Here is a 12,291-nt window from a genome sequence, read left to right as displayed (position 1 = left end):
AATTATGTTAATCACATGTATGCCATCGTCATAGGTTATATCTATGCAAAAGCCACAGCCAAAAACTCTTGAGCCAATGCTGTATGAAACTTTTAATATCAATGGCCAATATATTACCGAGCGCCGAACGTCCCTAGACAGAAGAGTAAACGAGCAAACCGGTTACTTAGATCTGTATGAAAGACGTCAAACAAATCAAAGACGCATGCCTAGTGTCGACATCTATATTTAATCCATTGAGCACTTAGCCCCAAGCTAAATGCTTCGCTATTTTCGCTTCTATGCAATAGTATTTAGGACTTCCGTGCCCAGTGAAATAGCACGCACCTTTAACTCCCAAGCGACCTAAACGAGTATACAGTGAAGAGAATCGCCCTATTTGTCGATGTACAGAACATCTATTACACCTGCCGCCAAGCCTATGGCAAACAATTCAATTACCGTAAACTCTGGCAACACTTAGGTTACGAAGGCGATGTCAGCCAGGCCACCGCTTATGCGATTCATCGCGGTGACGATGGTCAGCTAAAGTTTCAAGATGCGCTGAAACACATCGGCTTTGAGGTGAAACTCAAACCTTTTATCCAGAGAAGCGATGGATCGGCGAAAGGAGATTGGGATGTGGGGATCACTATCGACATCATGGAAGCGGCAAGCGAAGTCGATTGCGTCATTTTACTCTCTGGTGATGGCGATTTTGATCTCTTGATGCAAAGGATCCACCAGAAATATGGCGTAGAAACTCAGGTCTATGGCGTGCCAACATTAACGGCCAAATCACTGATTGATTCAGTAAACCAGTTCCACGAAATTGACGCCAGCCTATTGCTTTAATTCGTTTACTTTTTACTTTTGATAAATTGATAGTTAACTTGCCTACATTCGAGCTTAAATAGCTCGAGAAACGCCCGCTTGCCGCCGTATTGCGAATACTCATCTGAGTCCAACTATTGGGTTTCTGTAGGCCACATGGCATGGAAATCTTTGAATAAACTTGTTTTCAGCAATTAATACCAATCGTACTAAATATGTGGTCAGTTCAAAGCCACTCAGGCTTTTCAATTCAAGGCGTATTGATGAAGAAATGGTTATTCCCTTTTAAATTAGTGCAACGTAGAAGTGGAATGCCTGAGAGGCTCACGCAGTGCGGGTTTCAAAGCCCTGTATACTGCGTAAGATGCTCTCGATATAGAATAACTATTAGCTTCAATCATCCGCCTTGCCTACAGGGCTTTGACTTCCCGCTGAATGATCACATATTTAATGTGATTGGTATAATGAGCCATTTTAGGCTGGTAATCGTACTTGATGTCATAAAATTACAAGTTCGGGAAGATGGATCCAACTTTCGACCGAATTCTCGCCAAACCCTGCCGATTATTAGAGGAAGATCACACCTTTATTTCATTGCTGTTGGTACTTTAATTACCAGAAAAGATAACAACTTTGAACATTAAGCATAATAGGTGATTCTTATGGCTGCTAAATTTTTTATCCCATCTGTCAATATCTTAGGTCAAGATGCCGTAACTGAAGCCATTGGTGACATCAAGTCACTCGGCTTTAAAAATGCACTAATTGTTACTGACAAACCTCTGGTTGAAATTGGTCTGGTCGCTCAAGTCACTGACAAACTAGCGAGCAACGACATTCGCTCTGTCGTCTTTGATGGTGTTCAGCCAAACCCAACTGTTGGCAATGTCGAAGCGGGTCTTGAAATTTTAAACGCAAACAACTGTGACTTTGTTATCTCTTTAGGCGGCGGCTCACCTCATGACTGCGCTAAAGGCATCGCACTGGTTGCCACCAACGGCGGTAGTATCAAAGATTACGAAGGCTTAGATGTCTCTATCAAGCCTCAGCTGCCACTCGTTGCCATTAACACCACTGCGGGCACCGCGAGTGAAATGACACGTTTCTGTATCATTACCGATGAAGCTCGCCATATTAAGATGGCCATTGTCGACAAGAACACCACGCCGATCTTATCAGTTAATGATCCTGAATTAATGTTGCTTAAGCCAGCAGGCCTGACTGCTGCAACGGGTATGGATGCATTGACTCACGCCATCGAAGCCTATGTGTCTATCGCGGCAAATCCGATTACCGATGCCTGTGCAATTAAAGCGATAGAGCTTATTCAAGGTAACTTGGTAGAAGCCGTTGAAAATGGCCAAAGTATCGAGGCGCGCGATCAGATGGCTTACGCCCAGTTCCTTGCAGGTATGGCGTTTAACAACGCAAGCCTTGGATATGTCCACGCTATGGCCCACCAGCTAGGTGGCTTCTACGACCTACCTCATGGCGTATGTAACGCATTATTGTTACCACACGTTCAAGCTTACAACGCGCAGGTTGTGCCGGGGCGTCTAAAGGATGTAGCTAAAGCCATGGGGGTCGATGTCGCAGCCATGACTGATGAGCAAGGTGCCGAAGCGGCGATTACCGCAATTAAAGCGCTATCTGTCGCGGTTAACATCCCAGAAAACCTCACTAAGCTAGGTGTTAAAGCGGAAGATATTCCGACACTTGCTAATAACGCGCTAAAAGATGCTTGTGGTTTCACTAACCCTAAGCAGGCAACTCATGAAGAGATCTGCCAAATCTTCACTAACGCACTGTGATCCAGCTTGGCTCCAATTTGAGTCCAGTGCATCAGTTAACAGAGTAATAGCTGAAACTAGCAAGCGACTTATGTTTAAAAAAGTGAGCTTGCTATCTTTCACATCACTGTGACAGTTCGGCAGGCAGTAAAGTACAGCGGCATCATTTTCTAGTATTAAAAAGGCCAGAGACAGCCCATAACGCTATTTATGACTATTTTAATCTTAGTTGAGCGATACAAAGGGATACATATTTGGTATAATCAACATGTTCGCTTTTTCCCTGCAAAAGTTAAAGCAAGCTTAGAAGCCCACTCCTCGGAGTGGGCTTTTTCCTTTCTGGCGAATCTTCCGGTTTATTCAATTATGTAAACACTCGGACTTAACACGAGTGTGTGACTTTAAAACCGGAAGTAAATAAGCCTACTGAAGTCGATTGTTTAGGGCTGAAAATAAAAGGCCTACTATCAAAGCAGGCCTTAGTTCTACAACTATCACTCATTAATCAATGGGCATTAATTAGCAGCCTCTTCGTCTTGAGGCAGCCCTTTCGCCTTTTCACGCATCTTTTGCATAATGACGTAAAATACTGGCACAAGCAGCGTCCCGACCACAGTGGCCGCTAACATACCGCCGAACACCGAGTAGCCTAAAGCGCGGCGGCTACCCGCCCCCGCGCCAGTAGCAATAACCAGAGGCAACACACCTAATAGGAAAGAGAAAGCCGTCATCAGTACCGCACGAAAACGCAGTCTCGCCGCAGTCTCGCCCGCTTCTAGAATACTCTTGCCCTCTTCACGTAACTGCTTAGCAAACTCAACAATCAAGATGGCATTCTTACAGGCGAGGCCGATAAGCAGCACCAGACCAATCTGGGCGTAGAGGTTTAAGTCTGAACCTACCAGCAAGATGTTGAGGAAGGCTCCTAATACCGCAATCGGCACCGCGAGGATAACCGCAAATGGAATGGTCCAACTCTCATACTGAGCCACCAAGAACAGGTAAGTAAACACTAACGCCAAGCCGAAAATAAGTGGCGCGAGGTTACCCGCCTTGATCTCTTGATAGGTTTGTCCTGTCCACTCATAGGTATAACCCGATGGCAGTGACTCATTTGCAGCGCGTTCCATTGCCGTAATCGCGTCACCAGAGCTAAACCCAGCTGCAGGGAAACCATTGATGGTCGTCGAGCTGAACATGTTGTAGTTGTTCATCACATCAGGGCCTAAAATCGGCGTTACAGTGACGAGAGTACTAAGTGGCACCATTTCACCGGTTTTTGAGCGAACATAAAAACGCGAAATGTCTTTATCGGAATTACGATACTCCGTTTCAGCCTGTAAGATGACCCTAAACACCTTACCGAAGCGGTTAAAGTCGTTAACGTACATTGAGCCCAGCATGGTTTGCATGGTCGCGAAGATCTCGTTGAGTGAGACCCCCAGCGCCTTGGCCTTGTCTCTATCAACATCGACAAACATCTGCGGTACATCTGCGCGGAAGTTACTAAAGGCCATGGCAATTTCAGGCTGCTCATTGGCTTTCATAATCAAGGCGCGCATCACAGAGGCTAGCTCTTGCGGGGTACGGCCTTGGGTGTCTTGCAGCACAAACTCGAAGCCACCGACACTACCCACACCAGGAATAGGTGGCAAAGAGAATGCCATCGCCTTCACCGCAGGGTTCGCCGCATACTTAGCTTGCAGCTTGGCCACAATCGCCGACTCCATCATATCCGCAGACTCACGCTCATCCCAGGTCGACAGGGTGACAATCATCAAGCCGCCGTTTGAAGAAACCGAGCCCGTCAAGATACTAAAGCCACTGGCGTGAATAACATTCTCTACTCCCGGCTCGGCCAGTGTCAGCTCCACCAGATCACGCATCACATCTTCGGTACGGTTAAGGGATGCACCATCGGGCAGCTGAATATCCACCATGAAGGCTTTCTTATCTTCCATTGGCACAAATCCTGACGGTAGAATTTTAGCAATCCCCCCGGTTAACAGAATTAAACAGCCGTAGACGATACCCACTAACACTAGCTTACGTGTCAGGGAGGATACCAACTTCATATACTTGCCCGTTACACGCTCAAAATGCTTGTTAAAGGCCGCATGAAAACCTTTTTCATGTAACTTAGGCGCACGCAGTACAGAGGCGCACAGAGCGGGGCTCAAGGTCAATGCATTGATGGATGAGATAAGCACTGAGATACAGATGGTCACCGAGAACTGTGCATACATCTGTCCGGTGATCCCGGGCATCACAGCCGTTGGCGCAAACACCGCAAGCAGAACCAAGGTGGTGGCAATAATGGGACCTGTCACCTCTTTCATCGCCTTAGAGGTTGCCTCTTTTGGCGATAAGCCCTCATCTTGCATCAAGCGGGTAACGTTCTCTACTACTACAATCGCATCATCGACCACGATACCAATCGCGAGAATAAGCGCGAATAGCGAGACGGTGTTGATGCTCATACCAAAAGCGAGTAAGAAGGCAAATGTTCCGATAAGCGAAACCGGAATAGCAATAGCAGGTACTAGCGTTGAGCGTACATCCTGTAGGAAGATGAACACCACAAAGACCACCAGCGCAATAGAGATAAACAGGGTCTGAACCACCTCTTTGATTGAGGTTTCAACAAACTCTGTGGTGTCGTACAAGACTTCATACTCAAGATCATTAGGAAAACGCTCAGAAAGCTTCTCCATCTCGGCCTTAATCGCCTTACCTACCTCCAACGCATTTGCATCGGGTGACTGGTAAATTGAGATAATCGCCGAAGGTTTGTTATTCAACTTACCCTGAGCATCGTAGGTTTGCGAGCCAAGCTCCACCCGAGCCACATCACCAACAACCACTTTTGAGCCGTCGTTATTGGCACGGATCATCACGTCATAAAACTCTTGGGGATCTTTAAGTCGACCTTTGGTCTGCAGGGTGTACTGGAACTGCTGCTCCGGATCCACTGGCGCAGCGCCGATACGCCCAGCAGCCACCTGAATGTTCTGCTCTTGCAGCGCCCCGATAACATCGGTTGCCGTCACGCCAAGGCTGGCCATCTGATCAGGATCGAGCCAAATTCGCATCGCATAATCGAGAGCACCAATAACCTGCACCTTTGACACACCATACTGACGCGCCAGCGCATCTTTTACATTTAGACCGGCATAGTTAGTGATAAACAGCGAGTCGAAAGTTTCGTTAGGGGAAACAAGGTTTACCACCATCAACATATTCGGGCTCTGTTTCTCAACCTTCACCCCTTGACGCTTCACCTCTTCAGGTAGACGCGGCATGGCCTGTTGCACTCGGTTTTGCACCTTAACCTGCGCCATATCGGCATCGGTACCTACTTCAAAGGTCACATTTAATGAGTAGCTACCATCGTTAGCACTTTTAGACTCCATGTAGAGCATGCCTTCGACACCGTTAACTTCTGCTTCTAAGGGCTGTGCTATGGTGTCTTTAACAATATCGGCACTGGCGCCAGAGTAGCTGGTTGAAACGCTTACCTGAGGTGGCGCTATCTCGGGAAATTCAGATACCGAGAGCACTGGAATTGAGATCAAACCGACCAAAGTTAAAACCGTTGAGATAACAAAGGCAAATTTAGGCCTGTTAATAAAAAATTCACTAATCATGACATTCCCCTGATAAGCAAAGGTTTAGCTGTATTTCTAAAACAGGCAAACTTAGGGTTTCTGTGCTAATAAAGAACTCACTAATCATGACATTTCCCTCGTCAAAAACTGCAAACTTAGGGTTTCTGTGCTAATAAAAAATTCACTCATCATGACATTCCCCTGTCGACCTTAATATAGAGGCTTAGGCAACTATCGATGCAACAAGTTACGAAGTTAGCAATTAAGCATTGATGTCTCATTACTCGCTCCTGTTTTATTTGTCATCTTCTTTAAAGGGAACAACTTCTTGTTCAACAGGGTTCACTTTCATACCTGGGCGAATTTTCTGTAATCCCTCGACCACGATACGATCACCATCTTCTAGGCCACTGAGTACACGCCACTCGACACCGAAACGGTCGCCTAGTACAACTAGGCGTTTTTGTACTTCATCTTGGTCGTTTAACACCATCACAAAACGACCTTGTTGATCTTCCTGAACCGAAGCCTGAGGGATAAGTAGCGCATTTTCAGTGATTGGTGATTCAACCACTAAGGTTACAAAAAGGCCCGGCAACATTAAGCTATTGGCATTTTTAAATGTGGCACGTACAGCTAAGGTACCTGTCGTTGCGTCGACTCGGTTACCAATAAAGTCGATATGACCTGTTTCATCAAACATGGTGCCGTTAGGCAGGCGCAGCCTCATAACAAGATCTTCAATCTTCATATCGATATTCTTAGCCTGAGAAAATTGCTGTTGTGCCGTGATAAGCCCTTTCTCTGCCACTTGAAAATTGACCCACATCGGCTGGAGCTGCACGATATTAGCCATTTCAGACTGGGGAGTAATGATGTCGCCAATACTGACTTTAGAATGACTTATACGGCCAGAAATAGGCGCGTAAACCTTGGTATAACTTAATTGCAACTCTGCAGCATCTACTGCCGCTTCGGCTTGCACAACGCCTGCAGCAGTCGTGAGCTTACGGCTGGTCAATTCATCCATATCCTGCGCACTGATCATGCCATCGGGCAGTAACCGGCGACCACGTTCCCAGTTCATTACCGCCACGTCCCTCGATGCAACCGCCTGCTTTAATACGGCTTGATGCTGAGCAAGCTCCGCTTTATAGGTCGATGGGTCGATTTCAAACAAGAGATCGCCTGCGGCAATATCATCGCCTTCAATATAACTACGTCGTAATAACTGGCCCTGGATCTGCGGTTTAATCACCACGTCTTCAGATGCTCTGGTTCGGCCGACAAATTCAGACTTAGGCGTGATCATTTCTTTGTGAGCGGTATTAACGATGACACTTGGAATCACTGCTTGTTGTGGCGCAGGGGCGTCTCCACAGGCAGATATTGCGAGGGCGCTAATAACTAACATCCACAACTTAGTTTTTGAAACTGATGAACCGGCCATTTAAGCCTCCAGTAGGTAGGATATGTGCTTTATTTTTGTTCTGAAATTATAAGCTTAACTCACCTATAAATAAAACCTTTAGGTAACAAAGAGGCAAAACCGTTAACACTCAGCCGTGTGAAGTTTATCTAGATGCTTTCTGTCACTAATGTGAGACAAGCAGGATATGCGCAATTTAACTGATGCTTTATTAGCCAAAGCCACTAATTAGCTTACCTATATCGGCAAAAGTGAGATCTGGAACAAGGATATTGAACTGAATGTCATGGTAAACAATAGGTACAGCAACTAAAGTGTTAACTTGACGTTATATTAAAACGCTATAGAAATAGTAGATATTTAGTTAGCCATTTTTGCTCGAACTACACAGAAAGTACGCTCAAGCCACACACGTGGTTGACCAAGATAAAAAACAATGCCTAAGATGGTATTAGTCACAGCGAACAGGTAGGTAATTTATGACAGCAATCTCTCATGTATACAACTACACAGTCCGATGCCCTCACGTTAAGGATCCTGCACACCCAACAAGCTGGCGAAATCATGTCGAGCTAAACCGCTCTTGCGAAATCGCACTAGACAGAATTACTAAGTGGCATGGCCATTCTGGCAACCGACTATTTGAACATGAAGGTTTTGTCGTCAGGGAGTGTGAGCAAGAACAGGCCTACTTCGCCATGCAAAACAATCGTCTCAAAGATGACAAACATGCATTAGTGACCTTCAAAGTCTTTATGGATAACAAGACTAAAGACACATCGGTGCAAGAGATCATGGAACATGTTATCGACGACTATAAGTCTCGCTTAAGCAAGCTCTAATGATTGACGGCATGTTTTAGTCCCTAGAGCATGCCGCTTTTAAATCCCGCTGAAATATTGAGCAAGCTCACAGTTCTGACTTCCTAGCAAAACCTAGTTCACACTCCTCAAGCCTCCTCCAGCTTCATAAACTAGATTAAAATAAATTATCAAAACAGTTAAGCTAATAAATACAACAAGTTAATGGCGAAAACATCATTAAAATAAGACTTGGTAGTATAAATCTAGCCAATTGCCGTTTTTCATATCTACTGCTACACTTTTTATGCTTATCTGTCGTAACTACTCTGTATATAGCGCAACGATTAACCAGGCTTAATTAACTGCTATTTAAATAGTTACACCTTGCTATTACTCAAGTTAACCCTATATTTATTTTACAGTTTTCTGATTAAGGATTATAAAACTCATGCATGAAATGCCTAATATTGTCATCGTAGGTGGCGGCGCTGGTGGAATGGAGATCGCAACCAAACTCGGTCACCAACTCGGGCGTAAAGGCAAAGCCAGAGTCACACTGATTGACTGTGCCGAAAGCCATGTTTGGAAACCTCTTCTGCATGAAGTTGCCACCGGCGCATTAGATATTGGTATAGATGCAATTAGCTATCGTGGTCACGCAGCCAATCATGGTTATCACTTTCAACAAGGGGCTATGACAGATCTTGATAGAGAAGCTAAGCAGGTAATTCTCGCGCCAATTAACGATGACAAAGGTCGTGAATTACTACCAGCGCGCCGTATCGATTACGACTATTTAGTCATTGCCATTGGCAGTATCGCCAATGACTTTAATATTACTGGCGTTCGCGATCATTGCGTATTTTTAGATAGCACCGAACAAGCAATGGAAATTCGCACCATGCTGCTTAATAAGTTCATGCGCTACGCCAGCCACCACCAATTAGACGACAAAATCAAAATTGCCGTTGTCGGCGCTGGTGCAACCGGCGTTGAAATGTCAGCAGAGATGCACCATGCGGTGGAACAGCTACGCGGCTTCGGTTATAAAATCGATAGTAGCTTATTGGAAATAACTCTTATTGAAGCCGATGAGCGCATTTTACCAAAAGTTGAAAAAGAAGAGATCTCAGCCTCTGTCGCCAAAGAGTTAACTTCTATCGGCGTAAAAGTGATGACCAACACCCGCATCAACCAAGTAACAGAAGAAGGTCTACACACTTCTGAAGGCGAATTTATTCAATCTGATATGGTGATCTGGTCAACCGGCGTTAAAGCCCCAGATTTTCTAAAAGAGATCGGCGGACTTGAAAGTAACCATATCAACCAAGTCATGGTGCAGCAAAACATGCAAACCACGCGAGACCCATCGATTTTTGCTATCGGTGACTGCGCAGCATGTCCTCAAGAAGATGGCAGCTGGGTACCTCCTCGTGGTCAATCGGCACGTCAAATGGCGTTGATGACAGCTGACAATATTAAGTTACTTTTGGCCGGAAAAGCCGCGTCAAATAACTATGTTTATAAAGACCTAGGTGCCTTGGTTAACCTATCTAAGTTCCACACAGTGGGTAATTTGATGTCCTTTATCGGTGGCGGCGTCATGGTTGAGGGTAAGATTGCTCGCTTCGTCTACACCTCTTTATACCGCAGACACTTGATTGAGCTTCACGGCCCAATTAAAGGCACCCTGTTAATGTTTGCCAAAGGCATTAGCCGAATTGTACACCCACATCTGAAACTGCACTAATTAGCTTGCTGAATGTTGCTGGTATTTTGGTATAGCGCCAGCAACATTTTGTTTGCCTACCTGAAAGGGAAATCAAACTTCGTTTGATAAAGATCGTGAGCTTCCAGCTCACACTCGGGCAAAAGGGGGACAACAGCTTCCCCCTCTTGTCTATTTCCGTCATAAAGAGTCCCAGCCGCCCCGACGAAGTTACATGCGTTAGATACGAGCCTCGGACATTTTCAAAAATCGCTACCGCCTCATATTCGCCGTCCATGGCTCACCTAAGGCTACCTCGTCATCCATGACTCGCTCACGCGATTGTTCTTCAATGACCTCGGCAACTTCGATGGGGAATTGGTGTTTTCTTTAAGCCTGCTGGGGCTAGCTAGCCTTGAAGTTGTGGCTACAGATGAAAGAAGCTTCTAGCTCGTTTCTGGACAGAAGTAAGTTAGTGCAAAGGGTCTAAAGCTGGCTCGGAGATTGGGATATGTATGGTAACCAAATAAAACATATCAGGCGTTTTTCTTTGCCGCAACCCATTAATTTTGTTGCGTTTCACCATAAGAATTTGCTTTAATGCTCTCCAATTTCAAAGCCTTGTATCCGGCAGGCCATTAGGATTTTTAAGAGTGATAACATTTTTTTTCCTAGCTTTAATCATCGTCATCGCCATTTATTCAATTACAAGTGTTAGTAGCCAAGGAGAAGGTGCTCAAACACATGTTGAAGAGTTACCACATATTTCTGATTATCGAAAGCAACACCCTGACCTCTTTGATGGTAAGGGAATTAAGTGCGCTAATTGTGGAAGCCGAAGTATACGTGCTTGGGGTTTAAGGAGTAGGGAAGATGAGCAGGCAATTCATACGTGTAACCATTGTGGTACAAAGTTATACCGTACTGGGGCCTGGACGAAAGATGAAAAAATAGCGGCTTTAGATGGTCAAAAAAACTGTAACAAGTGCAATACAACATATAGTCGTGATGCAACATATTGTAATAACTGCGACATTGATTTGTACTGATAAACTCTAAGTTGATTATGTTCCTCTGCGTTGCCAGAATAAGACTATCAAATCGGCATATTTATTGTTCAAGTCATTATTTATACAAAAATTGAATCTCTTGTTCAAAGTAGAAATGCACCACTCATGCTAATAAATACTTCAAATCAACATCGGAAACGTAGACTATTTATCCATCCTTTATTACTACTTTAACTTTTCATATTATATTCAACGAACCTTCGGTTGCTGACACTGAACATGTTATCACCGACTTACATCAGAAAAAATAAGTCAAACTAAACGTTGATTTCCCCTCCTTCAGTAATGTGTTAACACTCTTTGGGGCATTTCCAAGTTAGACGCCAACCATATTTGTTCAAATGAAAACACCTATTATCCGGTGTAGATACAGCTGCGGGCTTCGGTTTCAGGGATGAAACCGCAGAGCGTATAGGGATATATTCACAGCGTCTCGCAGCAGTGTCTGCACATCCCCCGCTGGAGGCGATTGATAGCTATGAAGCTACAAGTTAGAAACTGGCGACTTAGTAACACCAAATAAAAAATATAATCAGCCTTTATTAGAAGGCTACCCTGATAACGTGACGGCCTACCCTAGCGCAGCTTAGATAATACTGGCAATATGCCTGCACAATGATAAGTATAAGAAAGAGACAACTCCTCAATGAAACAGTTAACTTTAGCTGCCGCACTATTGTGCAGCTTAGCCGCCACAGGTTGTGCAGAGCTTAAAGACGCTGGTCGTCAAATTGGCCACACAACTAAAGAAGTGACAACAGATATTGGCCATGCAACAAGGGATACCACCCGCGCCATTGGTCATGCCTCAAGAGATGCGGTTAACTCGGTAAAAGAAGATCTTAGCGAAGACTAACGAGTTTACACTCTCTCTATAAAGTAAATCTTAAAAACAAAGTTATAAAACTTTATTCTACAACAAAGGCTCATTATTGAGCCTTGGTTGTATTTTCCCTTTTGCAACTCATCACAAGCTATACACCGCAAGGCATTCACCCTCCCCAAGACTCCATTGCATTCAGCTCATCAATATCCCAAGCCATTACTTAAGCAACAAAACCGACATAAAT

At 44.8% G+C, this 12,291-nt stretch carries 8 protein-coding genes; 6 read left to right on the top strand and 2 right to left on the bottom strand.

Annotated elements, in window-relative coordinates; all coding sequences use genetic code 11:
- Positions 1 to 43: 43 nt before the first annotated feature.
- From SPEA_RS06030 to yiaY, 3 genes are all read left to right on the top strand, one after another.
- Positions 44 to 232 carry a hypothetical protein gene (locus SPEA_RS06030; RefSeq protein ID WP_041410862.1) on the top strand — a complete coding sequence of 63 codons (189 nt, stop codon included), beginning with the start codon at positions 44 to 46 and terminating at the stop codon, positions 230 to 232.
- Positions 233 to 360: 128 nt separating this feature from the next.
- A complete protein-coding gene (locus SPEA_RS06025) occupies positions 361 to 834 on the top strand; it encodes a LabA-like NYN domain-containing protein (RefSeq protein ID WP_012154409.1) in 474 nt (157 codons plus the stop codon).
- A 641-nt stretch (positions 835 to 1,475) separates the two neighbouring features.
- The gene (gene yiaY, locus SPEA_RS06020) at positions 1,476 to 2,624 is read left to right on the top strand and encodes an L-threonine dehydrogenase (RefSeq protein ID WP_012154407.1); all 1,149 of its coding nucleotides are present in this window, start codon (positions 1,476 to 1,478) and stop codon (positions 2,622 to 2,624) included.
- Positions 2,625 to 3,118: 494 nt separating this feature from the next.
- On the opposite strand, the gene SPEA_RS06015 is transcribed toward yiaY, so the two are convergent.
- Positions 3,119 to 6,250, bottom strand: a complete 3,132-nt coding sequence (locus SPEA_RS06015; RefSeq protein WP_012154406.1) for an efflux RND transporter permease subunit — start codon at positions 6,248 to 6,250, stop codon at positions 3,119 to 3,121.
- A gap of 256 nt (positions 6,251 to 6,506) precedes the next feature.
- A complete protein-coding gene (locus SPEA_RS06010; RefSeq protein ID WP_012154405.1) occupies positions 6,507 to 7,661 on the bottom strand; it encodes an efflux RND transporter periplasmic adaptor subunit in 1,155 nt (384 codons plus the stop codon).
- A gap of 458 nt (positions 7,662 to 8,119) precedes the next feature.
- Here SPEA_RS06010 and SPEA_RS06005 point away from each other — a divergent pair, with 458 nt between their 5' ends.
- From SPEA_RS06005 to SPEA_RS05990, 3 genes are all read left to right on the top strand, one after another.
- Positions 8,120 to 8,482: a hypothetical protein gene (locus SPEA_RS06005; RefSeq protein WP_012154404.1), complete on the top strand. Its 363-nt coding sequence runs from the start codon at positions 8,120 to 8,122 to the stop codon at positions 8,480 to 8,482.
- A 409-nt stretch (positions 8,483 to 8,891) separates the two neighbouring features.
- A complete protein-coding gene (locus SPEA_RS06000) occupies positions 8,892 to 10,193 on the top strand; it encodes an NAD(P)/FAD-dependent oxidoreductase (protein WP_012154403.1) in 1,302 nt (433 codons plus the stop codon).
- A 1,674-nt stretch (positions 10,194 to 11,867) separates the two neighbouring features.
- On the top strand, positions 11,868 to 12,077 hold the full coding sequence (locus SPEA_RS05990; RefSeq protein WP_012154401.1) for a hypothetical protein: 210 nt from the start codon (positions 11,868 to 11,870) through the stop codon (positions 12,075 to 12,077).
- Positions 12,078 to 12,291: the final 214 nt, after the last annotated feature.

The sequence above is a fragment of the Shewanella pealeana ATCC 700345 genome, assembly GCF_000018285.1.
Classification (GTDB): domain Bacteria; phylum Pseudomonadota; class Gammaproteobacteria; order Enterobacterales; family Shewanellaceae; genus Shewanella; species Shewanella pealeana.
The sequence above is the reverse complement of the archived record's forward strand: the minus strand, read 5'-3'. Positions and strand labels throughout refer to the sequence as shown.

Coding starts and splice junctions, on each gene's coding strand:
- SPEA_RS06030 (WP_041410862.1), top strand. CDS start 44: ATGCAAAAGCCACAGCCAAAAACTCTTGAGCCAATGCTGTATGAAACT.
- yiaY (WP_012154407.1), top strand. CDS start 1,476: ATGGCTGCTAAATTTTTTATCCCATCTGTCAATATCTTAGGTCAAGAT.
- SPEA_RS06015 (WP_012154406.1), bottom strand. CDS start 6,250: ATGATTAGTGAATTTTTTATTAACAGGCCTAAATTTGCCTTTGTTATC.
- SPEA_RS06010 (WP_012154405.1), bottom strand. CDS start 7,661: ATGGCCGGTTCATCAGTTTCAAAAACTAAGTTGTGGATGTTAGTTATT.
- SPEA_RS06005 (WP_012154404.1), top strand. CDS start 8,120: ATGACAGCAATCTCTCATGTATACAACTACACAGTCCGATGCCCTCAC.
- SPEA_RS06000 (WP_012154403.1), top strand. CDS start 8,892: ATGCATGAAATGCCTAATATTGTCATCGTAGGTGGCGGCGCTGGTGGA.
- SPEA_RS05990 (WP_012154401.1), top strand. CDS start 11,868: ATGAAACAGTTAACTTTAGCTGCCGCACTATTGTGCAGCTTAGCCGCC.